At 73.5% G+C, this 24,094-nt stretch carries 21 protein-coding genes and 2 pseudogenes; 3 read left to right on the forward strand and 20 right to left on the reverse strand.

Annotated elements, in window-relative coordinates; all coding sequences use genetic code 11:
* Positions 1–328: 328 nt before the first annotated feature.
* The 11 genes and pseudogenes from ACFCX4_RS18560 to ACFCX4_RS18610 form a co-directional block, all read right to left on the reverse strand.
* Positions 329–703 (reverse strand): annotated as a pseudogene (locus ACFCX4_RS18560) (transposase); the annotation flags it as partial.
* Positions 704–863: 160 nt separating this feature from the next.
* Positions 864–1,355, reverse strand: coding sequence for a hypothetical protein (locus tag ACFCX4_RS18565; RefSeq protein WP_376143658.1), 492 nt, complete (start codon positions 1,353–1,355; stop codon positions 864–866).
* A gap of 129 nt (positions 1,356–1,484) precedes the next feature.
* Positions 1,485–1,691 carry a hypothetical protein gene (locus tag ACFCX4_RS18570; protein WP_376143659.1) on the reverse strand — a complete coding sequence of 69 codons (207 nt, stop codon included), beginning with the start codon at positions 1,689–1,691 and terminating at the stop codon, positions 1,485–1,487.
* A gap of 586 nt (positions 1,692–2,277) precedes the next feature.
* A complete protein-coding gene (locus tag ACFCX4_RS18575) occupies positions 2,278–2,472 on the reverse strand; it encodes a hypothetical protein (protein WP_376143661.1) in 195 nt (64 codons plus the stop codon).
* Positions 2,473–2,952: 480 nt separating this feature from the next.
* A complete protein-coding gene (locus tag ACFCX4_RS18580; RefSeq protein WP_376143691.1) occupies positions 2,953–4,185 on the reverse strand; it encodes a 2-isopropylmalate synthase in 1,233 nt (410 codons plus the stop codon).
* Between the two features lie 464 nt (positions 4,186–4,649).
* On the reverse strand, positions 4,650–4,814 hold the full coding sequence (locus ACFCX4_RS18585) for a YaaC family protein (RefSeq protein WP_376143693.1): 165 nt from the start codon (positions 4,812–4,814) through the stop codon (positions 4,650–4,652).
* A 491-nt stretch (positions 4,815–5,305) separates the two neighbouring features.
* A complete protein-coding gene (locus tag ACFCX4_RS18590; protein WP_376143662.1) occupies positions 5,306–6,787 on the reverse strand; it encodes a sporulation protein in 1,482 nt (493 codons plus the stop codon).
* Positions 6,788–6,851: 64 nt separating this feature from the next.
* On the reverse strand, positions 6,852–7,025 hold the full coding sequence (locus tag ACFCX4_RS18595) for a hypothetical protein (protein WP_376143664.1): 174 nt from the start codon (positions 7,023–7,025) through the stop codon (positions 6,852–6,854).
* A 62-nt stretch (positions 7,026–7,087) separates the two neighbouring features.
* Positions 7,088–7,702, reverse strand: coding sequence for an NPCBM/NEW2 domain-containing protein (locus ACFCX4_RS18600; RefSeq protein ID WP_376143666.1), 615 nt, complete (start codon positions 7,700–7,702; stop codon positions 7,088–7,090).
* A gap of 463 nt (positions 7,703–8,165) precedes the next feature.
* Positions 8,166–11,090, reverse strand: a complete 2,925-nt coding sequence (locus ACFCX4_RS18605) for a hypothetical protein (RefSeq protein WP_376143668.1) — start codon at positions 11,088–11,090, stop codon at positions 8,166–8,168.
* A complete protein-coding gene (locus ACFCX4_RS18610) occupies positions 11,087–11,629 on the reverse strand; it encodes a hypothetical protein (protein ID WP_376143670.1) in 543 nt (180 codons plus the stop codon). Before ACFCX4_RS18610 ends, ACFCX4_RS18605 begins: the two co-directional genes overlap by 4 nt.
* A gap of 387 nt (positions 11,630–12,016) precedes the next feature.
* Between ACFCX4_RS18610 and ACFCX4_RS18615 the strand changes: the two genes are divergently transcribed.
* A complete protein-coding gene (locus ACFCX4_RS18615) occupies positions 12,017–12,676 on the forward strand; it encodes a restriction endonuclease (RefSeq protein WP_376143672.1) in 660 nt (219 codons plus the stop codon).
* Between the two features lie 269 nt (positions 12,677–12,945).
* Here the strand turns inward: ACFCX4_RS18615 and ACFCX4_RS18620 are convergent, their stop codons facing one another.
* The gene (locus ACFCX4_RS18620; RefSeq protein ID WP_376143674.1) at positions 12,946–13,473 is read right to left on the reverse strand and encodes a MarR family winged helix-turn-helix transcriptional regulator; all 528 of its coding nucleotides are present in this window, start codon (positions 13,471–13,473) and stop codon (positions 12,946–12,948) included.
* Positions 13,474–13,518: 45 nt separating this feature from the next.
* Here ACFCX4_RS18620 and ACFCX4_RS18625 point away from each other — a divergent pair, with 45 nt between their 5' ends.
* The gene (locus ACFCX4_RS18625; protein ID WP_376143676.1) at positions 13,519–14,244 is read left to right on the forward strand and encodes an SDR family NAD(P)-dependent oxidoreductase; all 726 of its coding nucleotides are present in this window, start codon (positions 13,519–13,521) and stop codon (positions 14,242–14,244) included.
* A gap of 54 nt (positions 14,245–14,298) precedes the next feature.
* Here the strand turns inward: ACFCX4_RS18625 and ACFCX4_RS18630 are convergent, their stop codons facing one another.
* The 6 genes and pseudogenes from ACFCX4_RS18630 to ACFCX4_RS18655 form a co-directional block, all read right to left on the reverse strand.
* Positions 14,299–14,547, reverse strand: coding sequence for a hypothetical protein (locus tag ACFCX4_RS18630; RefSeq protein WP_376143678.1), 249 nt, complete (start codon positions 14,545–14,547; stop codon positions 14,299–14,301).
* A 351-nt stretch (positions 14,548–14,898) separates the two neighbouring features.
* Entirely contained in the window at positions 14,899–16,221 is a 1,323-nt protein-coding gene (gene rho, locus ACFCX4_RS18635) for a transcription termination factor Rho (protein ID WP_376143695.1), read from the reverse strand.
* Positions 16,204–16,674 (reverse strand): annotated as a pseudogene (locus tag ACFCX4_RS18640) (hypothetical protein); the annotation flags it as partial. The pseudogene ACFCX4_RS18640 and the gene rho, both read right to left, overlap by 18 nt.
* A gap of 680 nt (positions 16,675–17,354) precedes the next feature.
* Complete coding sequence (locus ACFCX4_RS18645; protein ID WP_376143680.1) at positions 17,355–18,854, reverse strand: class I adenylate-forming enzyme family protein; 1,500 nt, start codon at positions 18,852–18,854, stop codon at positions 17,355–17,357.
* Entirely contained in the window at positions 18,851–19,495 is a 645-nt protein-coding gene (locus tag ACFCX4_RS18650; RefSeq protein ID WP_376143682.1) for a hypothetical protein, read from the reverse strand. Before ACFCX4_RS18650 ends, ACFCX4_RS18645 begins: the two co-directional genes overlap by 4 nt.
* On the reverse strand, positions 19,492–20,484 hold the full coding sequence (locus tag ACFCX4_RS18655) for an SDR family NAD(P)-dependent oxidoreductase (protein WP_376143684.1): 993 nt from the start codon (positions 20,482–20,484) through the stop codon (positions 19,492–19,494). The genes ACFCX4_RS18650 and ACFCX4_RS18655 overlap by 4 nt, the downstream gene beginning before the upstream one ends.
* A gap of 849 nt (positions 20,485–21,333) precedes the next feature.
* Here ACFCX4_RS18655 and ACFCX4_RS18660 point away from each other — a divergent pair.
* Entirely contained in the window at positions 21,334–21,927 is a 594-nt protein-coding gene (locus tag ACFCX4_RS18660; protein WP_376143686.1) for a hypothetical protein, read from the forward strand.
* Between the two features lie 123 nt (positions 21,928–22,050).
* Here the strand turns inward: ACFCX4_RS18660 and ACFCX4_RS18665 are convergent, their stop codons facing one another.
* Both ACFCX4_RS18665 and ACFCX4_RS18670 read right to left on the reverse strand, forming a co-directional pair.
* Positions 22,051–22,197 (reverse strand): MHYT domain-containing protein, encoded by a 147-nt coding sequence (locus ACFCX4_RS18665; protein WP_376143687.1) that lies wholly within the window; start codon positions 22,195–22,197, stop codon positions 22,051–22,053.
* 142 nt (positions 22,198–22,339) lie between these two features.
* Positions 22,340–23,797 (reverse strand): alpha/beta hydrolase, encoded by a 1,458-nt coding sequence (locus ACFCX4_RS18670; RefSeq protein ID WP_376143689.1) that lies wholly within the window; start codon positions 23,795–23,797, stop codon positions 22,340–22,342.
* Positions 23,798–24,094: the final 297 nt, after the last annotated feature.

Consider the following 24,094-nt stretch of genomic DNA (forward strand, 5'->3'; position numbering starts at 1 on the left):
GATAGGGGCGTCACCGGGGGCCGCGCGCCCGCCGGCTCCCGCTGCGCGCCGTCCTGCGGGGGCACCCGGCCACCCGGCCGGGAAGGGGGAAGGGCCCCAGAGGCGATGGAGCGGATGGGCAGCACTGGACCCGGCGGTGAACCCGAGCCCGACCTACCCAACTGCACCACCAACCACCACAGCTCAAAGAAGGGAAGGAAAGGGCTTGTCGGCAGCCCAGGGCGGCCCGACTCCTGGGAATGAGCTGGGGAAGTGTCGAAAGGTCGGCGAATGCTTCCCCCGGGGCATCACCCGGGGAATTCCAGTGGGCTCTTTCGCCTCGCCGGCGCGCCGTGACGGCGGTCGCGCCGTCGGCCGGCCCCAGGCGCAGAGCATCCGGCAGCGCGGCCCAGGAGGTGCGGCCGGACTCTAGGGCGGCCACGAAGGAGTATGGCTAGCCCGGCACGAACTGGTCCCGGCTGCGGCCCCGCGCCCGTGGACAAAGCAGAACAAACGCCCGTCACTGGTCGGGGCATCGGGGCGGAGCCGGTTGCTCACCTCCACGGCCAGCACGATCCGCCCGTCGGCAGCCCGCGGCAGCAGCAGACCTGGCCCTGACCGGCCCCTCCGCGCACAGCACCGCGTCCGTGAGATCGAAGAGCAAATCCGCGCGGGCGTAAAGGCGCTCGGAGAACTCGACCCGAAAACGGGACAAGACGCCCAATGCATCACCAGCTGGCACATCGGCAGGCAGACTCGTACACAGCGGCCGTTCTCTCGTGCTTCTTGGCTCGACATCTCGAAGCGTCGAGAACGGCCGCCTCCGCTGTCCCGGAAAGAACCGCAGATCAGCAGGTCAAGTGATTACCGAGGTTAAAACAAGCTCAGCAGGCGTACCAGTTGCTCCACCCGCTGCCGCCGCTGAACGTGTTGCACCAGTAACCGCCGTCACTGCCGAGGACCTGCACAGTGGGGTTACCGCCGGAGAACGACGCCCACACGCCGCCCTGGACGTCGTGGCTGGTGCCGAGGGTGCCCCAGACGGACCAGGACCCGCCTGCGCTGGACTGGTAGCTGTGCCAGACCTGCCGGTCGCTACCGATGACCACGAACTCGTACCGTCCGTCCGGCCAGTCGAGCCGGCGGATGGTGGATCCGCACAGGACCACCGCGTCGGCCGGGCCACCGGAGGAGAAGGAGATGCTGCAGGCTCCGTTGAGCAGGGCACTCGCGGCATCCGGGCTCTCGACGGCGACCGGCGCGGCGGTCGCGGCGGCGCCCCCGCCCGGAGCCGGTGCAGCCTGCGCGGCGGCGACGGGGCTCAGGGCAGCCGCAAGCACCAGCGCGATCGTGGCGAGCTTTCCGAGCTTCTTCATGGTTCCCCCCAGGGATGATGTGACGACCCTGCCGACGGGCGGATGCTGCCGTCGGCAATAGATAGTGTGCGGTGCAACAGGTCACCTTTCCAGAGCCGCCGGACATCCGGCCATCCATGTGACTCGAAGTCACCGAACCGGTTTGGAAATCCCACCGATTTCAACCGCCCCCCACACAAGGCTGTCGCCGACGAGGCCGGTGACAGCCCACGCCATCTCGTCGGCCCCGAGTGCCGCACCCGCGAAGAACACGGTCGGGGCGGTGGCGAAATCGTCGGGCTCGGCCGCGCCGTAGGTAATTCCGCGCTCGGCGCGGTGCCCGGTGATCCGGAGCATGAGCATTCCTGCCGCCCGGCGACACCGCACTGCTCAAACGGCCGTCCACGGCGTGCCGCCCGTCGGCTACGAGCTTACGGTCGATCAGCCGCCGGACGAAGGGGGCCAGGAGATGACGCAGCCGCCCAACCCCGACGAAAGTCGTCCCCGGCCTCCCGCAAGCGGTGCGCCGGGCCCTGGCGGACAACCCGGCTGGGGCACCGGCCCCGCCCCGGCACACCGGTACGGTGCCCCGCCGCCTCCCCCGGCCCTGCCCGCGTCGGCGGGCGGGGCAGGCCGGGCCCGCCGTGGATGTGCTGGTGGAAGCGGGCGGGACAACCCCGGAGGGCGGCCGGACAGGACCGGACAGCGGTCGACGCAGTGAGCGGAAAGCAGCAGCCCGGTGGCCGGGGCGGGCCGCAGCGGGCCGCGGTGGCCAGGAGCAGCAGGCGCCCCCGGACAGGAGCCGGTAATGCCAGGCCCGCCGGTGGTCAGGGGGTGCTGGTGCCCTTCGGCGCGGCGGGCGGCCAGGCGGTCGGCGATGTAGCGGCGGCCGGCCTCCAGGTCGTAGCGGGGCCGGGCCCCGCGCCCTCCAGCCGCCGGGGTTTCAGCGGGTCGTCGCCTCGCGGAGGTGTTCCAGATAGCGGTTCGGGTCGCTGCCGTGGGCCTGGTCCTGGGCGCCGTGGCGGACATGGGCCAGCTCCCCGTCCGGGGTGATGCGCAGCGTGGTGGTGGCGGCGTGGGGGGTGTCGGTGCGGCGCAGGGTGTCGGCGTCGGTGACGGGGGTGTCGGGTCCGAACATGGCGGCTGCCTGGTGGGCGGTGGCGGCCGGGGGTGTCCGGTGCGGTTGGCGCTGCTGACGTAGAGGCGTGGGAAGCGGTCGAGCAGTGGGGTGAGGGGTTGCCAGCGGGCGCCGAAGAGGAGGAGGTGTCCGTCGCGCAAGGCGGGGGTGGACCAGGCCGGTGGCGGTGTGTGGGTGCGGGTGGGCACAAGAAGGGTGACCAGGTGGTCACGCAGCAGGGTGTGCGCGGTGCGCAGGGCGGTCGGTGTCAGGTCCAGGTGGGTGGTGAGGTCGGTCCAGGTGGTGTCGTCGTGGGCCCACAGGGCGACTTCCTGGCCGGTGGGGCGGCCTTTGGCCTGGTTGACGGCCTGGGGGGTGGTGGCGGTGACGACGTAGGTGAGCGGGCTGGGGTTGGGCAGGACGGCGGCCTGTCCGGCGGTCAGGGCGTGGGCGGCCGCGCTGGTGTCGAGTGGGGCTGTGGGTCGCATGGGGCGGGTCCGTTCAGGAGTGGGGCGTGCCGGCGGTCAGGCCGTCGAGGTAGGCCGCGAAGTCGGCGTCGGCTATGACGGCCTGGTTCAGGCGGTAGGCGCGGTCCTTGACCCAGGCCAGGGCGGTGCTGGTCTGGGCCGCGTCGAGCCGGTGGCCGAGCCGCTCGGCGACCGCGCTCAGGACGCGCCGGCTGGCGAGGTGGGTGAGGACAACGGTCGGGGCCAGCCCGAGGTGCTGCTGGGGGTCGTATGGCTGGAAGGTGCGCGGGTGGGTGAAAGCGGTTCCGGTGGAGATGGTGGCGACACCGCTGCCCACGACGGGGGTGGTGACGGTGAGCGGGACTCCGGTCTCGGCGGACACCATCCGCGCGATCGCCGGCAGCCGGGTCAGGTCCGGTTGCGTCCACCACGGTTCGCAGCCCGGCCCGAGGACCTGTTCGGCCTTGACTCGGTCGTGGGCGAGCAGGAAGAGCAGCTGTTCGGTGGCGGTCATGCCGCTGCGTTCGGCCATGCCCAGCCACGAGCAGGCCGCCACCCGTACTCCGCTCTCCATTGCGGCCAGGGTGTTGGCCAGGCCCAGGCCGAGGTCGTTGTGCAGGTGCGAGACCAGGACCGCCTCCGGCCCCGCGCCGGCCGCGGTCCGCTGGAACAGGGTCCGGGTCTGGCCCGGCAGCAGGTCACCGACCGTGTCGGCCAGCACGATCGTCCCCGCCCCCTGGGCCGTCATCGCGCCCGCGTACTCGGCCACCAGGCCGTGGTCCGCGCGGGGAGCGTCGACCAGGCACACGTCCACCGCTGTGCCGTCCGCCAGACCCACCGCTTCCTTCACCACGTCCAGGCCCTCGCGCAGGGCATCGCGGGCGCCGGTGTGCACCAGGGCGCGGGCGGTCGCCTCGGAAGCGGCGACGATCACCATGACCCGTGCGTGCGCCGCACCCCGCACCGCGCGCAGCGCCTGCCGCACGTCCGCCACCGTTCCCCGGCAGATCGCGGACGGGCTCACCGAATCCTGCGCCTCCGACGCGACCTGCCGGGTCGCCTCGAACTCCTGCCCGCACACGGAGGGGAAGCCCGCGGCGAACACCACGTGCCGGGGCCCGTCCGCCCCGAACACCGCCCCCTGCGCCTGGGCCAGCTTGACCCGGAAGCCGGCGCTCATCAGGGTCTTGGCCTGCGCGCCGTCACGCGCGGACTCCTCGAACAGCACGACCCGGCCCGCCCTGGCCGACTCCCTCACCACGTCCACTGACGACAACGCCCCACCCCTGCCTCGGCACGGCGCTTGCGCACCGCGATACGTCAAGATCCACCCGGACGGATCGTAGAGCACTCCAGATCAACGATGCTGACACTGCATCGCCCCGGCCCCGGGGCACCGGCGGCCATGCCCCAGCACCCTGATCACGGCGCAGCGGGCCCTGGAGGACGCCCAGGCCGCCCAGGCCGCACGCCGCGCGCACCTGGCGACGCTGCCGGGCCGCAGCGGCAACCTGGACGCGGCCCGGGAGGGGCTCGCCGAGGAGGCGCCGGCGGAGTCCGCCCGGCTGGAGGAAGCCGAGCGCCCGGCGGCCCATGCGGTGTGGGCCAACGGGTACTGGGCCGGACTGTCGGGCGAGGACCACGTCACCGCCCGCAGCCGCCTCCAGCACACCGACACGCAGACGCAGGACGCGGCCACCTAGCCAGGGCGCCGGCGGGCCAAGCCGGTGGTCAGGTGGTGACTTCGTCGAGGGTCTCGGCGATGAGGACGGGCAGGACGTGGCAGGCCTTGGCCAGGAGCCGCTCGATGGGAACCGCGTGGACGCTCGCGTCGACGTCGATGTGGCGGGCCCACTGGGCCGGCTGGTAGCGGGCAAGGGTGGACAGCGCGTGCAGGACCGCTTACCAGGCCATCAGCGGGTGTATGCCACGTGCCGACTTCGCCACCGCCGGGGTGAAGTACCAGGCGCCGTTGTGTCAGCCGGTGATGCGCCGCAGACGGTCGAGGTGCTCGTCGGGGAACGCGTACCTCCCCTCCAAATCCGCCCAGTTCATCACCAGCTCGCCCCAGCCGTCCTGGTACCTGGTCGGTGCCGGAACCCGGGGCCGACGAGGTAGCGGAGCGCGACGGGGACGGTGTGCCGGCAGTCTGCCAAGGACGCCGGGTGCCCCGCTGCGCCGTGCCGGGCCCTACAGCCCCGGAGTGCGCGGGGGTTCGGTTCGCCGCTGCCTGGTTGCCTCGAAGGCGGCGGCGAAGCACTTGCCCAGCTCCGCGCGGACGTCCAGGGCCTGGTCCGCACCGTCAACCAGCCGACCTTGGAGAACCAGCAGCTGCGAGGCGAGCTCACCGCTCCGCGCGGCCGGCTGCGGGTGCTGCCCGGACAGCCTCACACCGCGGCCCCAGCACGCCCACCGGCTGAGCACGCAAGCCCCTGCCGACCTGTCCTCCCCACTCGCGGAGGAGATGACAAGCAGTTCAACGCCGCCATGCCCAGTTCGGTGCGGGTGCGCTGGAGGAGCTCGCGGACGGCCGGCTCGCGCCGCCAGGGCGCGAGGGCGGCGTTGAACTCGCGGACGTAGTCCTTGGCCCGGGAGGACTGGACGCGGGCGAGGATGTCGACGGCCTGGTCGCCGAACCGCAGGCCCTGGTCGAGGTCGCGGCTCTGGAGGTGAGCGGTCCCCACGATGGCCAGGCGCATGCCGACCGAGCGGGTGAACACGCCCGGCTGCATGGTGGTGGCCTGCGCGTTCCAGGCCAGGGCGGCCTTGGGGTTCTTGAGGTCGCGGAAGATCTCGGCGGCGTCCGCGGAGAGCCGGGCGTGGTGATAGAAGTCGATCCATGTGGGTTCGCCGGCGCCGTCGCGGGCCTGGTCGAGCAGGGTCTCGGAGGCGGCCAGCGCGGCCGAGGCGGCCTTGGCGTTGTTGTCGCGGGCGTGGGCCCTGGCCTCGATGAGCTTGGTGAAGGCCAGCACCCGGGGGGCAGCCTCGCCCTTGGCCCGCTGGAAGGCGCCCTGGGTCATGTCGATGGCCTCGCTGGCGAAGCCCCGCAGCAGGGTCTGCATCGCCATCGTGGTGAGGACATAGCAGCCGAGCTCGACGTCGCCGCCGGCCCGCGCGAGGCGGAGAGCCTGGATGAAGTGCCGCTGGGCGGCGTCGTGCTGGCCGACGTCGAAGGCGGTCCAGCCGGCCAGGCGGGACAGCTCGGCGGTCACCGAGAACAGCTCGCGGCCCACGTCGTCGCTGAACGAGCCGTTCAGCAGCGGCACCGCGCGTTCCTGCAGGCAGGCGGTGACGGAGTTGGCCTTCCAGTTCCCACCGCCGTACTTCGAGTCCCACCGGCGGGCGTCGGCGGCGGCTTCCCGCAGTTCGGCGAGGTCGGCGGCGCCGACCCGGCCGCGGCCGCGGTGGGCGGAGCCGTCGTCGGCGGGGGTGACCAGCCAGCGGGTCACCGGGGTGGCGAACGCGGAGACGGCGAAGCTGGATCCGGTGAGGAAGTCGCGGCGGTTCACACTGCTCCAGAACGAAGTGGCGACGCGCACGGCGTCGGCGGGGTCTCGCGGGAAATCCAACCCCACCGCGGTGTCCGGTGTCTCCGCATCCGCCATACCGATCTCCGCCAACTGCACGGGCCGGCCGAGCCGTTCGCCGATGGCTCGGGCCAGCAGCTTGGGCACCGGCCAGTCGGGGACCATGCCCCGGCGGCACCAGTTCGCGACCGAGGTATGCGTATATGTGGTGGTCAGCCCGGCTTCGTGGGCCAGCTGGTTCACCCGCAGGGCCAGCGATTTGTGGCTGGCCCCCTGGCACTTGTCGATCATCCGGGCCAGCGCGTCGTTCGGCGGCTTGGCCCGGCGGGTGGTCGACGCCACAGCGTCCCCCTCAATCGGTCCCGCGCGGCTCTGCGCGGAGGTCGTACACCCGGCATCCGGTCGCCTACGGTCCGCAGATCACGCGGACGATGCGCACGATACCGACGGCGCAGGCCCAGCGGTGCACCCGGGCGACGACGGAGACGGTGGCACCGTGGGCGATGGCCGAGACGCTGTCGCCCTCGTCGGAGTCGTCCAGGTCACCGGCCCAGGGCCGCCCAGCCTTCGTGGTGCTCACCCCGCGACTCGCGCACGTGGCCCTGCTTGACGCGCGAACGGGGCGCCAGGGTGGTCGGGCCGCTAGCGTGCCTTGGAGAGAACGGGATCGATCCACACTCCGCGGCCGAGCTGATCTCCCCAGGCGCAGCCGTCGATTCCGAGGCTGACGCGGAAGGCTCCGCTCACATCCAGGGTGATGGTTTCCACCGCATCTCCGGGGCCCATGGTCAGTTCCTTTTTTCGCGTGCCCTCCACGTCGATGTAGAAGAGGAAAGTATGGCTGGAAGGGGTGTCGTCCCCGACACCGAGGCGGGTGGTCAGCGTCGTGTACTGGCGGTCCAGTTGCCAGGTGTACTTGCTGCACAGGCCGCTCAGCGCGGTGGGGTAGGAGCGGGTGTCGACCTTCTGCCCGCCTTTGAGATAGCCGTCGCCGGTCGTCTCGACGGGGAGTAGATCACGGACGAGCGAGAACGGACCGGTGCCGGAAGGGGCCGGTGACGGGGCACCACTGCCGCCGGCGCCCGGCGTCGGTGGGGGCCCGGCGTGGTCCGGGGCGGCGGTGACGGTGACGGTTGCGGTCGCCGTCACCGTCTCGGTCACGGTCCTGGCCGTCGGCGAGTTCACGACGGCGGGAAGGCCGAGGAACCCGAGGACGAGGCCGAACACCGCGGTGATCGCCGACACGACGGCCGCCAACTCTCCCAGCCTCCTGGCCGGCACGGGTGAAGCAGCGGCCTCGCCCTCCAGCCCTGAAGTGTCAGGAAGGGGGCCGGGATCCGGCGAGCCCACGGGCGGCGGAGGAACTCCCGGTCGAGGTGGTTCGGCTGGACTCACTGCTTCCCCCGCAACTTCGGCTTCCTTGCTGTAATTCTCTTGCACGCAGGCTGCGTTCAGGTGGCTTACCAAAAGACTGACCGCCGTCGGACCCACCCGCAAGACCGGCGCCACCACGATGCCGCCCCGCAACGGTCGTCCGAGAGCCGAGCCACGGACTGATCGCGTCCACGGACCCGAAGGCCGGGCTCCTCGCCGGCGAGGCTCCGCCGGCGAGGAGGACGAGGCGGGTGATCCGCACGCGCTCCGGGTACGCCGATGAGCGGCGCGCCCGGCCGGCCCGGTCGGCGGGAGCAAGTAGAGGTGACGCCGTGGCGGGTGTCGGTCAGAGGCGGGGCTGGGGCGGGGGAAGGGGCCTACCGGTGAAGACGCGGTCCTGCGGGTCGTCGAGGATCTGCCGGATCCGGCCGGACATGTCACGCACGTCACGGACGGCCTTCAGGAGATCGGTCACGGAGGAGGCGAAAGCGCCGGTGTCGGAGCGGTTGGCGGCCTCGGCGCACCGGCCGCCTGCGACGAGGGCCGTCACCCCGAACCGGTGCCAGGCGGCCTGCGCAGCTGGGTCCGGGACCTGGAAGTAGTAGACCTCCCAGCCGGCGATGTTGCGGAGGTCGACGCAGAACGGACGTACCTTGGTCATCAGGGCGGGGGTGATGTCGATCCGCTCGTCGTGCCGGGCCTCGCCAAGGACCTTCACCAGTGCAGCGCCGTCGGCCATCGCGTTCTCGACCAGGTACCGGCCGCCGACCCGGTACCAGGCGTGGACCTGGCGCCACCGCATGCGCGCCGACACCGGGAGAATCGGCAGCCCCATGATCCGCTGGAACTCCGCCTGGGCGGCGGGCGACACCGTTTTGGCCACCGGCCGCAGCTGGCCGGGCACGTCGGCGACGAGGAGGATCACCGCGGTGGCGAGGGCCACAACGCACGTGCCGAGACCGAGCGTCGGCAGGACGCGCTGGCGCCCGGCCGGTGGACCGACGGCCGGGGAGGGCCGGGGGCGGCGCGCCGTCCTAGAGTCGGCCGTCCTGCGGGCGAGCGCGGCGAGGGCGGTGACCAGCAGAGCGGTGACCGGCGCCACCAGCAGTGCCGCGTGGATGACGAGACGGAACGTGAGGCCGCCCTGCAGTTGCCGCCAGGCGGGCCGCCAGCCGCACGTGTCGTTCAGGACGGACAGCGAACCGAGGCAGCCGTCGGCGGAGATCAACAACACCATGCCGCCGATGCCGAGCAGCGCGGCGGTGCCGGAGGCCACCAGAGCCGCCGGCAGCCGGAACGCGGGTACGCGGGCGGCCGCCGAGGCCGCGACGGCCGCGCCGAGGACGATCGCCGCCAGGCACCAGAGCGCGTAGCTGAAGGCATACAGTCCTCCGCGCTGCCCCACCCCCGCGTGCAGGTGGTGCAGCCAGGCCTGGACGGCGGCGACGCACACGACGGCGAACGCTCCGCCACCGAGCGCGGCTCCGAGGGCCCTGCGCAGGGACGGCAGGAGCGGGACCGCAGCGGTGCCCGGCCCGCCACGCCGGCTGCCGACCGCCCACAGGGCCAGCGGAACGACCCACGACGTGACGGCGGCGAGCGGCACCAGCGGCACCCCGACCACGTAGCGCAGCGGGGGAACGACCCGGGCCATCAGGGCGCTGGTGTCCGGGCGGACCGTGCCGGTACCGGGGAACCACTGGACGACCGCCTGCCGGGCACCCGCGCCGTCGTACCAGGCGCCGTGGACGTACATCGCACCGTAATAGTCCCACCAGGTGAACCAGACCGACAGGACGAGCCAGCCCGCCACCAGGCCGAGCGCCAGCGGGAACCGCAGTGAGCGGCCAGGTCGGACGGTTGCCGCCAGCCGGGCGCACTGGGTGGTCCAGCACGTGAAGCCGACGGCGGCCACCACCACCAAGCCCAGCGCCCCCCATCTGGCCGGTAACCACAGGCTGCCGGTGGTGTGCCCGTTCAGTACCGAGCCGGCGACCAGGCCCGCGCCCAGCCAGAGGCCGCCGCGCACACCGGTGGGCGGGCGCCGGCCGAGGGCGGTGGTCCGGAGCACCGCCCGCCACAGCAGCGGGGCGGTCGCCGCTGCCACCACGGCGGCCGGGGCGGCCCCGACCGCCTGGTTGAGCCAGCCGTTCATCATCGCCATGTGCGGCACGAAGTGCCACATCAGGTGGTAGTTCGTCAACGCGGCGATCACGCCGATCAGGAACATCAGCAGCGCCCTGACCTCGAACAGGGGCGCGGGATCGGCGAGCGCGTCGCGGCGGACCTCCCAGGGCGGGTGGATCCGCACCAGCTCCAGGGCCCCGTCCGCCCACCGCCGCACCCCGCGAACGGCCCTCCTCGGGGGCATGGCGGCCCACACGTGTTCCAGCGGCGCCCGCCACCGCCGGGCCGTCAGGTCGGCGTGCAGCTCACGGCTGCGCAGCACCTCCGCGCGCACGACGGAGATCACGAGCACGGTCAGCACCGGCAGGGCCACCTGCCGCGCGTAGTCCGCGGAGAACAGCGTGTCGCCCCGCGCCACCAGGCGCGTGCCCCGCCAGAAGGTCACCAGCACGTACGGGCACAGGACGAGGGTGAGGAAGGACCGCCACAGCGCGACGGTGGCGTAGGTGACCGTCAGGTCCCGGTTGGCGACGTGGGCGAGCTCGTGCAGGACGACGGCGTCGAAGGTGGCAGCATCGGTGTCGCGGCAGGCGACCAGGCCCGCGTTCAGCCGCAGCCGGGGACGGCGGTTGCGGCCGAAGGCCGCGCCGTTGCGGGTGAGGACGGCGGATGCCTGGAACAGGGCCGGCACCGGGTCGACCCGGCCGGCGGCCAGCGCCCGGACCCTGGCCTCCACGACACCGGTGCGGTCGACCAGGGCCAGCTCGACGCACCGTCCGCGACGCTGCTTCCAGCGCGGCAGCACGGCCGCGATGGCCGCCGCGAACAGCAGGACCGCGGCGGGCCCGCACACGATCTGCCACCACGGGAGCGGCGGGTTGTCGCGGGCCGCGCAGGGCAGGTAGGCGAGACTCTGGCCGGTGGTGCGGAGCGTGGAGCCCAGGGTGCCGAGCCGGTCGACGTCGGCGCCGGCCGCCAGCAGGCAGCCGGTCAGGCTGCCGGAGCGGAAGGCCGTCAGGACGGGCATCAGCATCGAGCCGCTGGCCGCCACGAGGAGGACCAGCAGGAGGGCGAAGCGGGCGTTCGTGCCCGCACCCAGCACCCGCTCGTCGACAGCGGCGGGGTCCGGCCCGGCACCGGTCACCGCCGCTCCCGGGGTTCCTCCGCGCCGTCCTCCTCCGCCTGCTCGGCGGACCGGTCCTGCGGTTCGTCCGGATCGGCCAGGACGAGGCCGGCCACCACACCGTCGGCGATCCGCCGTGCGAGGTCCGGGGAGAGCCCGGCCTCGACGGCCGCGTCGAACACCATCGTGTGGACCAGACGCTGCTGTTCCCGGATCAACGGAGGGATGACCTCGGGGACCGGCGGGCGCCTGCGCATCCGCTGCCACAGCGTCGCCGTGCCGCGCGAGGCGCCGTCCACCAGGTTCTGCGCGATCCTCTCGCGGGCCCGCTCCAGGGTAAGCCACAGCATCGGCGCCACGAGTGGCACGATCTCGGCAAGGCCGAAGCCGAGCGGATCACGCTCACCACGGCGCCTGCGCAGCCTGGCGAGGACCTGGGCGTCGCTCTGCCGCAGCAGCCCCTCGACGATCACCACCTCCCCGGGCGCGCAGGCGGCGACCACATCCCGTACCAGGTCACGGACCCGGACCCCGGTCATCTGCTCGGACGTCGAACTCAACTACCCTACTCCTGAATGAAGTTCATGCGCTCATGGTGCATCCCTTGCTATACCACGGACGCCCCGGTGCGACGCGCCCGTACAGGCGATGGACGGCTCGTAGAACCGCAGGTCCGAAGGGACGGCTTGTGGCTTTTCCCCTACCTCGGAGAGCCTCGGGCGGGAGACGACTTATGAAACCGCCGCACGTCATCGGCCCGCAACACGACGGCTGGCCCTGGTCAGGTCTGGGGGAAACCGGCCGGACCACGCAGCCGATTCGGCCTCCCACCGTCCGGATCCGGTCAAGTCCCCGCAGACGCTCTTGTGGTTGCCTGGTTTCCCTGTGTCACCAAGCCGTCCGCTCCTAGGCTCGTCGGCACACCGTGGACGAGGAGGGGGACGCCCGTGGCCCGCAGGCCCGTACGCCGACGCACCATCACCGCCCGCCGCGGTCGCCGCGGTCGCCGCGCCCGGCGGGCACGCGACCAAGCCGTCCTGCTCGGCACGGGCGCCCTCGCCGCCTTCTCCCTGGCCACCGTCGCCGTCCAGTGGCTGGCCCACCATCTCCTCGCCCTCACCGGCATCATCGTCGTCGCCCTGGGCGCGGCCGCCGCAGTCGTACGCGCCCGCGCCGCCGCCGACCGCCGCGCCCACCACGCGCGCACGGCACAGCTGCGCCGCATCGGGGCGTTCACGGCAATGAGCCCGAAGGCCTTCGAGCACGCGCTCGCGGACCTGTGCCGGCGCGACGGCTGTACGAAGGTGACCGTCGTCGGCGGGTCCGGCGACCTGGCCGCCGATGTACTCGCCACCACCCCCGCCGGGCAGCGCATCCTCATCCAGGCCAAGCGCTACAGCCCCGGGAGCCTCGTCGGCTCGCAGGACGTCCAGAAGGTCAATGGCACCTACCGCGACATCCACGGCTGCGACCTCGCGGCCGTCGTCACCACCAGCACGTTCACCAAGGCCGCCGCCGCGTTCTGCACCCGGGTCGGCATCCGCATGACCGACCACCGCGCCCTCGCCCTGTGGGCCGAAGGCACCGGTCGACCCCCCTGGCACTGACACCCCCACCGGCGAGGCCGGGCCGGGGCGCACCTGCGGCAGAGATCATCGCGCCCCTTGAGCCCGCGAGCCCGGAAAGAAACTGACGGGTGCTGATCCGGGATTCAGAGCCAGGTGATCACCCACGTCACGAAAATCGCCTACCTCAGATGGCCGGGGCCCTCACGCTCGTCGACGTGAGGGCCCCGGCTGTCGGCGTACGCCCGCGGCCCCCCGCCCCTGCTGGCCGGAACTGCGGGGAGCCGGTGTCCGTTGACACGTGGTGTGGTTCAGGTGTGGTGGCGAGCGCGGTCATTGAGGTCCTGTAGCAACACTGTCAGGAGGCGGGCCAGTTGCTGCTGTTCCTCGGGTGAGAGGGCTTCGATGAGGCCCTGCTCGTAGGTCAGGAGGCCGTGGACGGCGTTCTCCACTGCGTGGTGCCCCTCGGGGGTGAGCTCCACGGGCACGGCGCGGGTTCCGGGGTCCGGGGCGAGTCTGTGGACGAGTCCCTCGTGCTGGGCTCGGTCCACCCGTTGGGTCACTGCTCCGGGTGTGATCAGGCAGCGGGCGGCGAGCTCGCGGGTGGACAGGCGGTAGGGCCGGCCGGAGCGGCGCAGGGTGCTGAGCAGGTCGAGGGTGGCGGCGTCCATGCCGACCTGGGCCAGGGTGCGGCGGCGTTCGTCGGCCAGCAGTTTCGCGGCGTGGTGGATGCGGGTGAGGATGCCGATCGAGTCGACCGGCAGTCCGGGCTGCTCGCGTTGCCAGGCTCGGCTGATCTCCTCGGCGCGGTCAGGGCGGGGCTGGTCCGGCGTGTTCATGGTGGTAGCATCCCATACACGTTTAGCACTAAACGAGGAGTGGGGATGCGTCAGATCGTGGTCACCGGTGGCGGTACCGGGATAGGGCGGGCGGTCGCCGAGGCATTCGCTGCGCAGGGCGACCAGGTAGTGCTCACCGGGCGTCGCAAGGACGTGCTGGAGGAGACCGCCGCACACCTGGGCCCGAACGTGCGTGCCGTCGCCTTCGACGCGAGCGACCCCGGGCAGGTCCAGGCTGCGCTCGACGACCTGCCTGCGCAGGTGGACGTGCTGGTCAACAACGCCGGGGGCAACACCGACATCGGTGCCGCGCCCCCCTCTGACCTGGTTGGCGTCGCGGCGGCCTGGCGCGCGAACCTCGACGCCAACGTGCTCTCCACGGTCCTGGTCACCACCGCCCTGCGACCGCGCCTGACAGAAGGGGGAGCCGTGGTGAGTATCAGCTCCATCGCGGCCCACCGCGGCGGCTCCGGCTCCTACGGCTCCGCCAAGGCCGCCGTCGAGGCCTGGAACCTCACCCTCGCCCAGGACCTCGGCAAAGACCGGATCACCGCCAACGTCATCGCCCCGGGCTACATCGAGTCCACCGACTTCTTCCAGGGCGGCATGACCGCCCAGCGCCGCGCCGCTTTGCTCGCCCAGACAGCCAACGGCCGGGCCGGCACCCCGGCGGACATCGCGGGCACCGTACTGTTCCTCGCCTCACCGGCGGCAGGACACATCACCGGTCAGACCATGCACGTCAACGGCGGGGCGCTGTCCGGACGCTGAACGGCACGCCCGCCCACACGGAGCCGGCCCGCGCGAGCGGCTCCTTGAGTATGTCTACGGCGGTGCGGGGCGGCAACAGGTGCCGGTGGGGTGGCGCCGCAGTGCGTCGGCGAGCGGGTCGGGGTCGATCGCGGGTGTGTGTCCGAAGTCCGGGTCGCGGCTGGTGGCCAGGGCCGCCAGGGCCGTCCGGACGCCGGCGCACGGACCGTGGCCGGGCTGGAACCCGGCGAAGGCGAACAGGACCGCCGTACGGACGTCCCGACATCCGGCGAGTCGGCGGCCCTGGCAGTCCCAGTGCCTCACGCCGATCATCGAACGCCCGGTTCGGGGCCGGCCTGGACCGGGTGCGGGCCCGGACGAAGGGCCACGGCAGGAGCCTGGCAGCGCCGGCGCGGCCTCGGTCGGCGGTTACACCAGCGACCACCGCGGCACGGTCGCATCCACCGCGGCCGGGCCCACCCAGCTGTCGCGCCGAACCCCGGCGCCCCTCGGACGGCGTACCGCAATCCGTTCTCGCCGACCGCTGCCTGCGACAGTGCCTGAAGCTGACCAGTGCAGACATCGCACGTGGTGACGCGTCAAGCGGGACGGGTCTCATCAGCGGCCCGGAGTGGCGGGCTGCCAGGCGAACCGGGCGGGTCTGTAGGACTCGGGTCAGGCCGGGCGGTGCGGGGAGGTGGTGGTGACCTGGTGCAGGAGTTCGGCGTTCGTTCCGGTGCGCTTCAGGCGCTCCAGGAGCAGTTCTGCGGCCTGGTGGGTGTCGCGGCCGGCCAGGGCCCTGCGCAGGGCCCAGGTGGCGGGGGTTCGGGCGGGGCCGAGGAGGAGTTCGTCACGGCGGGTACCGGAGGCCCTGATGTCGACGGCGGGGAAGAGCCGCTGGTCGGCGAGCCGGCGGTCGAGGCGGAGTTCCATGTTGCCGGTGCTCTTGAACTCCTCGAAGATGAGGTCGTCCATGCGGGAGCCGGTGTCGACGAGGGCCGTGGCCAGGATGGTCAGCGAGCCGCCGTGCTCGATGTTGCGCGCCGCTCCGAACAGCCGCTTCGGATGCTGGAGCACGCTCGCGTCGAGGCCGCCGCTGAGCGTCCGTCCGTGGGCGGGGGCGGCGGCGTTGTGGGCACGGGCGAGGCGGGTGAGGGAGTCGAGCAGGACGACGACGTCGTGGCCGAGTTCGACCAGGCGCTTGGCCCGTTCGACGGCGAGGTCGGTGAGGGCGATGTGCTCGCGGGCGGGCCGGTCGAAGGTGGAGGCGATGACCTCGCCCTTGACCGAGCGGCGCATGTCGGTGACCTCCTCCGGGCGCTCGTCCACCAGGACGACCATCAGGTGCGCCTCGGGGTGGTTGCGGGCGATCGCTGCCGCGACCGACTGGAGAACGAGCGTCTTGCCCGCCTTCGGCGGCGCCACGATCAGGCCTCGCTGCCCCTTGCCGATCGGGGCGATCAAGTCGATGACGCGGCCGGTCAGCTGCTGCGGGCCGGTCTCCAGGCGCAGTTGCTCGTCCGGGTACAGGGGCGTCAGCTCGTGGAACGCGGGGCGGGGGCGGGCCCCGTCGACGCCGGTGCCGTTGACCGTGTCGATGCGGACCGACGTCGCCCGGGCCGCACCCGGGCGCGGGCGGGCGGCGCCGGTCAGGACGTCGCCGCGCCGCAGGCCCAGAGCACGCACCTGACCGGCGGGGAGATCCACGTCGCCGGGCCCGGGCAGGTAGCCGGACGTGCGCAGGACCGCGCTGCCTTCCCGGATGTCCAGCACCCCGGACGCCGGCACGAGATCGGGGCCGGCGGCGGTGTCCTGCTGCGGCGTGGGCCGGCCGGAGCGGCCGCGCGTGCGCGGAGCCGGGAGGACGGGCCGGCCGGTGCGGCCCGGGGTGTTCGCGGTCCGGGGCGCACTCCCCTCGGTGGGCGGGCGGGCGGTGGAGCGGGCGGTGGTGATCGCCTCGACGAGTTCGCTCTTGCGCAGGCGAACGGTGCCCTGGATGCCGAGGTCGGCGGCGAGTTGGTGCAGGTCGGTCTTCAGCAGGCCGTCCAGCGGTGTGCCGGTCGGCGGTGTGCCGGTCAGCGGTTCGGTGGTGGTGGTCACGACAGGGTGCTCCTGAGGTTGAAGGGGTGTGGTGGTCGCGGCGGGGACGAGCCGGCGGTCAACGACACGGCCGGCCGGGTACGGGGGCCGGGGAAACGCGGCACGGCCGGCGCGCCTGGCCGGCCGGGGGCCTGTCGAGGAACTGGCGGCTTCGGGCGCCAGGGTCCACGCCGGACAGGGCCCGGTGCCGGGCGATCCCCGGACCGGCTTCCTCGGAGGGGGCTCTCGCGCTCGGGCGGCATGCCGCCCGTACCGCGCTGAAAACGCCGACGGCTTGCTGGTTTCCGAGGTCCGTCGCGGCGTACCCGGGTGATGAACGGCGATCGGTCCCCGCACCACGAGGGTGGGCATCCAGGACCGCCGGTACCGAGCATAGCACCGGCGAGCCAGGAGAGCGGCGGTGTTGTGCCGGAACCGTCGCTCCGGGTGACTGTCCCCGGAGGGCGGCCGACGCACTCCGCTGCCGCTGCTCGACCGGCTCGGTGGCCTGTTCCGTCGGTCAGGGCCGGGAGTTGACCCGCTGCAGCCGCGGCCGGCTGCGGTCGGTGACGCCGCGGTTCGCAGGGCGGGTGTCCGCACCGCGGACAGCGCCGTCCAGGAACCCGCCGCTCCAGCCCTGCCGCCGCAGGGTGCCCGGTCGGGGCCTCCGGGGGTGCCTCGTCGACCGGTCGGCGCCCCCGGGTCGAGCCCGGACACCCGCCCGCCGGTGGCCTCGTCGCGCACCGCCCTCGTCGGCGGGCGCGGCGCGGTCACCAGTTCCAGGCCGCAGGTCGCGGTGGAGCCGCACCGGATCGATGACGCGCTGGGCGTGGATCCCGAGCACACGGGCCGGGTACGGGGCCGGGAGCCGGTCGGCGTTTGCCCGGGCCCGGGTGTCCGGGGCCCGCCGGGGCAGGACGGCGGGCCGCACGCACTGCCGGCGCCCGTCCTCGACCGGCTTGTGGACGCGGGCCCACGGGCCCGGGCTGCGGCGGGTGAGCTGCCGCGGCGGCGGGTGGCCGGGCGCCGGCCGGTCCGGGGTGCGGGCGGTTTCAGGGAGTCGGCAGGCCGGCTCGCAGGGCGGTGCGGTCGACCTTGCCGGTGGGCGACAGCGGCAGGGCCCGGGCGAAGTGGAGGGTGCGGGGGATCTTGTAACGTGCCAGGTACTGGCGGCAGTGGTGCAGGACCTCCTCGGGCGTGGTTCGCGCCCCGGGGCGCACGACGAGGACCGCGTGGACGGCTTCGCCCCGCTGCGGGTCGGGAAGGCCGATGGCGGCGGCATCCTGCACGTCGGGGTGCCGGAACAGGGCTTGTTCGATCTCCGCGGGGTGGACGGTGTAGCCGTTCGTGAGGATGACGTCCTTGGAGCGCCCCACGATGGTGACGCAGCCGTGGGCGTCGGCTCGCGCGAGGTCGCCGGTGTGCAGCCAGCCGAGCGCATCCGTGAGGGGCTCGGTGCGGCCGTCCTCGTCCCGGCCCGGCGTCACTTCCCTGCCGCGTACCCGCAGTTCCCCGACCTCGCCCTCGTTCGCGACCAGGCCGTCCGACGGGTTCGTCACCTGCACTTCGAGCCCGGGGACGGGCAGGCCCGCGCTGCCCGGGCACGCCCCGAGCGAGGCGTCCAGGCCCGGCCCGGACAGTTCCGTCATGCCCCAGGCCTCCCGCAGCGCGACGCCGTACCGGGTGCGCCAGGCGTCGGGCAGGCCGGGTGGCGGCTGCTGGCCGCCGGTGAGGCATTCGCGCAGACCGGGCAGGTCCGTGCCGTTGGCCAACAGCCGGATGTAGACCGCCGGCGGTCCCTCGATGACGCTGACGCGGTGGCGGCGCACGAGGTGCGCCCAGTGGTCGGCGTCGAACGGGCGTCCGCTGAGCACCGTGCAGCCCCCCGCCAGCAGCGTTGCCGTGGCCGCCAGATGGCCATAGGTGTGCGCCAGGGGCAGGACCAGCGCGACGGTGTCGTGCGGCCGGCGGTGCCGGCTGCTCCAGTAGGCGGTGGTGAGGGCGAGGGCCTGCTCGGTCTGGACGACGGCTTTGGGGGTGCCGGTGGTGCCGGAGGTGTGCATGAGCAGGCAGGCGGCGCCGGCGCGCGAGTGCGGCCACGGGCCGGGGACGGCGCTGCCACCGCCACCGCCAGCGTCGTGCGGTGGGGCGGAGGCGACGGGCAGCACCCGTGTGCGCAGTCGTCGTTCGGCGGTCAGGCGGTGAAGGTCCGCCGCCCGCTCCGGCGGGCACAGGAGTACGTCGATGTGGGAGTGGACCAGCACCCGGGTGACTTCGGTGTCCGTGAGCGCGATGTTCAGGGGTGCCACGAGCAGACCGGCGCGCAGGGCCGCCAGGTACGCGGCGAGCCATGCCGCCGAGTTGGGCAGCAGCAGTGCGCATCGCGGCGCGGGGCTGCCGTCCTGGTGCGGCCCGGGCAGCAGCCGGGCCAGGTCCGCCGACCACCGTTCCAGGGTCCGGTAGCGTACGGCGGCGTGGTCGTCGATCACGGCGACGGCCTCGCCGCCCGCCGCGACGGCGTTCAGCAGGGCGGTCCGGAAGACGTCCGTCACGAGCGTTCTCCTTGCGGTTTCCGGGGGCGAAGAGCAGGGGGCAGGACACCGGGGTTGAAGACCTCGCGGACGAACAGCGCCGGACCCGTGCCGCTGTCCAGGGTGTAGACCTTGCACGCGCACCTGTCCCAGCCGGGCCGGGTGGTGTGTCCCACGGCGAGGATGCGTCGGCGCAGGGCCAGGCCGGCACGTGCCAGGGCGCCTCCGACGGGCGAGGTGGTGTCGAGCACGGCGTCGCCGATGCGCGGGTCGAGGTCGGTGCGTGCGGCGACGTAGTTGTCCGAGACCTCGGTGCCGTCCGCCGTGACCAGCAGGGAGTGCCGCAGGAGGAACGAGGGGTGTCGGCTCGCGGCGAGTTCCCGGTGCGCGGCCGCGTCCAGCACGCCGGCGTGGACCGTGTGCACGGCGCTTGCGCGCACCCGAAGGTCGCTGTTGACCGCGGCCTGCAGGAGCGTGGTCGTCAGGCCCTCGCTGGCCAGGACCATGCGGGTGAGCGGGCTGGCGAAGGCCGCGACGGGGGCGTACTGGAGCGGTGGACAGTGGGACGCGGCCGGCTTCCGGCCTTCGGTGTCCTGGAGGGCGGGGGGCACGGGGGCCTCCTTGCAGCTAGGTGCGGGGGTGGCCCGCACGGAGTCGGTCATGGGTGCAGTGCGTCGTCGTCCGTTGTCGGTCCGGGGAGGGGCTCGCCCTGTCCGGGGGTGCGCGGCACGGTGGGCCCGGAGACGGGGGTGCGCGGCACGGTGCGCCCGGGGCCGGGGACCAGGTCGGCGTGGTCGTGGGTGAGGTACTGGCCGCTGAGGTGGTCGGCGGCTCCCGCCGCCAGCCGCAGGACGCCGCGGACGCTGTGTTCGACGGGAGTGGTGCGTCCTTCTGCGTGTTCGCGCAGGTACCAGCGTTGAATGCGCTCGGGCCAGGTTCCGGGCTGCGGTCGGCCGGTCATCTGGATCTCGGCCATGCCGATGGTGAGCTTGCCCGGGTGGTAGGAGAAGACCGGCACGCCGTGGGGATGCAGTTCGGCCGCGAGGTTCTCGGCGAACTTGATGGCGGCGGCCTTGGAGACCGAGTAGGCGGAGGCGTGCGGCCAGCGGTGTGCTCCCGCATGGCTGGCGATGATCACGATCCTGCCCCGGCGTTCGATCAGCTGGGGAACGAAAGCGTGGCAGGTGAGGAAGGCCCCGAGCACGTTCGTCTGCTGGGTGGACCACCATTGGACCGGGTCGTTCTCCCAGGCCGGGCCGACCGGGCCGGGCAGGGCGGCGTTGACCACCAGGACGTCCGTGCCGCCCTGCTCGGCCCGCAGACGCCGGGCAAGGTCCCGCAGAGCCGCATGGTCGGTGCTGTCGGCCGCCGCGGTGCCCAGCTCTCCGTGCCCGGCCAGGGCGGAGCGGGTGGCGGCCAGGGCGTCGGGGTCGCGGCCGGTGACGGTGACCCGGGCGCCGTGGACGAGGAAGGCGCGGGCCATCTCCCGGCCCAGGCCGCGGGAGCCGCCCGTGATCAGGACGTTCGCGCCCGCGAGCCGTGCTTCGGGGGCGGCGGCGTCGTTCTCGGCGGGTGCGCCCGGCAGCGTTTCGCGGCCGGTGTCGGCCGGTGCGGCGGTGGGTGCGGCCGGCCTGGAAGAGGTGGTTGACACTGGTGCTCCGGGGGTCGTCGAGGCTGGGGCTGGGGGCTCGGGCCGGGGTGCGTGAGGCGGCCGTTCGGCCGGGGCCACCCCGGGGGGGCGTCATCGCGCATCAAATCGTTTCTGCACGAAGGAGGGCGTGTCACGGGCCGCGCCCCTGGGCCCGCCCGGCTGCCTTTTCCGGGGCGCGGTCCGTGGCCTCGACCAGTTGCGTCGCGCGGCCGCGCCAGGGAACGGCCCGTGCCGGACTCGACGAAAGGTGCGCTGAAAGCATCACGACAACCCCCCTGGCGTTGACCGGCCCGCGTTCGACGGAACTCCCCCACGGAGCGGCCACGGTCGCGCGACGGCCAACCCGACCGCGGGCCGCGCCCGGCTTCTCCGCGCTGCCCCGAGGACGATCAACGAGAGCGTCGATCACGGGTCACGGCCCCTGGGCGGCATCACCCGAACGGTGTCCGCCGCAGTCCCCGCGCCACGACGAACCACCGGGTTCCCGCCTCCGGACGCACCCTGTCGGCCGCGGTGGCACCGCGCGGAACGGGAGCACTTCGACGGGGGCAGAAGCCCGCGAACGAGCCGGGCGGCCGGAAGCCGTCCGCTCCGTTCCGGCGGTCGGCGCGGTGTTCGCTCCGGCGGCTGCTACAGGCCTCCGGTGCTGCGGTAGGCGGCGTCCCCCGCCGGACGTCAGCCCGCGCCCCGCCTGCTGCCCTCTCCCCCGGTGCGCGGACCGGGAGTACTGACGAGCAGGGCCGGCCGGCAGTACGAACCGCTCGTGGAGGATCGCTTCCCCCGGCCCGGGTGACCGTTTCCCCAAATATTCCGGGGCCGGTGGACGAGGGTCGCGGTACGGTGCGGCGCATGAGTGCGGATGGGGCCCCGGCAAGGCCGTTGCTGCTGCTGGACGTGGACGGGCCGCTGAATCCGTATGCCGCGAAGCCCTCCCGTCGGCCGGGCGGGTACGAGACGCACCGACTGTCGACCCCTCGCTGGGTCGCGGCCGAGAAGCTCCGGTTGTCCAGTTGGGGCACTCCGGACAAGCGGCCCAAGCCCTTGCGGGTCTGGCTGAACCCCGGTCACGGTCCCGAGCTGGCGGCGCTGCCCTTCGACCTGGTGTGGGCAACGACGTGGGAGGAGGAGGCCAACGCCTACGTCGCTCCGGTCCTCGGCCTTCCCGAGCTGCCGGTGATCACCTGGACCGTGCCCCGCCCCGAGCCGGGCGGCGGGGTGTTCTGGAAGACCCCGGACATCGTCGCGTGGGCGGGCGGGCGACCGTTCGCCTGGCTGGACGACGAGATCTCGTCCGCGGACCGGGACTGGGTGGCGGTGCACCACGCCGGTCCGGCTCTGCTGCACAGGATCGACGCTCGGCTCGGGCTGCGGTCGGAGGACTTCACGGTGCTGAGGGCGTGGGCCTCGGACCCGGCCGTGGGAGCGGAGCTCGGTTCCCGGTGATCCTCCCGGGCCCCACGCCGGATGACGACCGGGCTTCATGCTGACGCTCCTGCTGACGCGAGTGGGTTCGCCGAAGACCCACGGGCGCTCCACCGTGAGGCCGGTGGCCGCTGTACGTCCCGTCTACACGTCCCCGTCGGCCTGCCCGGCGGCCGGACGGGGGCGCAGCAGGGCCGCCGCCAGGAGGGCGGTGGCGGCCAGGCCGACCGCGGCGATCACCGACACGGCGGTGAAGCCGCGGTCGTAGGCGAGCTGTGCCGACTTCAGCACCGCGTCGGCGGTGCCGGAGGGCAGTTGCGCGATGACGTCCTGCGCCGCGGCGAACGACTTCCCGGCTCGGTCAGCGGCAGCGTTGGGCGTGCCCGTACCGGGCCCTCTTGCCGCCGGTCAGCCGGGGCTGCCCCGCAACGGGTCAGGTGCAGGTGCGGTCCTTCGCGGGGAGGCGGCCCGTCGTCAGGTAGCGGGTGACGTCGGCGTCGGCGCAGGTCGGGCGGCCGTTCACCAGCACGCCGTGGCCCTCGCCGCCGGCGACCGTGACCATACGGGCGCCGTGCAGGAAGCGCCGCATGCCCCGGGCCATTTCCACCGGCGTCTGGGGGTCCCACTCGTTCTGGACGATGAGGGCCCGGGCACCGTTGTTGATCACGGTGGCCGTCTCTCGCGGGGCGGACTTCCAGAAGGCGCAGGGCTGGATGGTGGCGCCGAAGTCGCCCGCGAGCGGGCGGGTGGCGCGGTCGCGGACGATGTCGCGGCGGTACTGCTCCGGGTCGCGCGGCCAGTCCCCGCCCTCCGCGCACAGCACCGCCCAGGTGACGGAGGCGTTGTTGTCCGCGTCCGGTGTCTGCGGCGGAGTCTCGGCCTGCGCGACGCCGGCACCGCTGCCGGCGGGGGCCGGGGTGCCCGAGGCCGCGGCCCTCAGCGCGGCGATGAACGGGGTGATGGCCTCGACCCGGACGAAGGACCGGTACTGCCCGCGGATCGCGCCTCCGTCGAACACCTGTCCCGCCAGGGTGATCGGCTCCCGGTCGGCGCGGGCGACCAGGTCCCAGAACGTCGCGCGGACCTCCTGCGGGGTCGTGCCCAGGCCGAAGGCCGCGTCCCGCTCGGCGGCCCAGCGGGTCCAGCGGGTGAAGGCGGATTCGGCGGCCTCGGCCGCTCCGCGCAGCACGCCGCGCCAGACGAGGGCGGGGTCGAGGGCGCTGTCGAGGACGAAGCGGTCCGCGCGCCGGGGGAACATCTGGGTGTAGACGGCGCCGAGGTAGGTGCCGTACGAGAGCCCGAAGTAGGAGATCCTCCGCTCGCCCAGCGCCGCCCGGACGACGTCCATGTCCCGGGCCGTGTTGCGGGTGGTGATGTGCGGCAGCAGGTCCCCGGCCTTGGCCGAGCACTTGTCCGCGATGCTCCGCGCCCGGGCGATGTCCTGACCGAACGTCGCCGCCGAGTAGGGGTGGTTGAGGACCTGCTCGTCCCCCACCAGGCCGCAGTGGACGGGTGCGCTGCGTCCGACCCCGCGCGGGTCGAAACCGATCAGGTCGAATCGCTCCCGCACCTCCGCCGCCAGCAGCGGCGCCATCCCGGCCGGCATCGTCAGCCCCTCGGCACCCGGCCCGCCGGGGTTCATCAGCAGCACTCCCCGCCGCTTCGCCGGGTTCTCCGCCCTGATCCGGGACACCGCGATCCCGATGGTCCGGCCGCCCGGATCGGCGTAGTCCAGCGGCACCGTCACCACGGTGCACTCCACTGAGGCCGGCTGGTCCTGCGCGCACTGCTCCCAGCGCAGTTGCTGCCTCCCCTCGCCCGGCAGCGCCGGGCCGTCCGCAGCGGACGCGGTCGCCGGTGCGAGCGCCGCCAGCACGGCCGCTGCCGCCACCGTCACAGAAGTCCTTCGTCCAATACGCAGCATCGAGCCGCCCCCTCCGCGGAACCCACTGTCCCGGACCGCCACCAGTCTCGGGCCGTCCACGGCCGCCGCGGGTCCCGCCGTGGGATGACTTCAGGGTCCGCCTCAAGTACCGCCGGCAGGACCCTGCTCCTACGGGCCCGACACCACCGGCTCCGGGGCGGCCGCGCCACGGCCCGCCACCCGCGGTGCCCCGCAGGCCGGAGCGAAGGCTGCCCGGCCCGGCCGTCAGGGCCCCGATCGCCGCCGTGCCGGACGCTGTCCGCG

It is taken from the genome of Kitasatospora sp. NPDC056327, from assembly GCF_042261735.1.
Taxonomy (GTDB): Bacteria; Actinomycetota; Actinomycetes; order Streptomycetales; family Streptomycetaceae; genus Kitasatospora.

Bases quoted from the DNA above. Each gene is read 5' to 3' on its own strand.
- ACFCX4_RS18565 (WP_376143658.1), bottom strand. From the start codon at position 1,355: ATGAAGAAGCTCGGAAAGCTCGCCACGATCGCGCTGGTGCTTGCGGCT.
- ACFCX4_RS18570 (WP_376143659.1), bottom strand. From the start codon at position 1,691: ATGCTCCGGATCACCGGGCACCGCGCCGAGCGCGGAATTACCTACGGC.
- ACFCX4_RS18575 (WP_376143661.1), bottom strand. From the start codon at position 2,472: ATGTTCGGACCCGACACCCCCGTCACCGACGCCGACACCCTGCGCCGC.
- ACFCX4_RS18620 (WP_376143674.1), bottom strand. From the start codon at position 13,473: ATGAACACGCCGGACCAGCCCCGCCCTGACCGCGCCGAGGAGATCAGC.
- ACFCX4_RS18625 (WP_376143676.1), top strand. From the start codon at position 13,519: ATGCGTCAGATCGTGGTCACCGGTGGCGGTACCGGGATAGGGCGGGCG.
- ACFCX4_RS18650 (WP_376143682.1), bottom strand. From the start codon at position 19,495: ATGACCGACTCCGTGCGGGCCACCCCCGCACCTAGCTGCAAGGAGGCC.
- ACFCX4_RS18660 (WP_376143686.1), top strand. From the start codon at position 21,334: ATGAGTGCGGATGGGGCCCCGGCAAGGCCGTTGCTGCTGCTGGACGTG.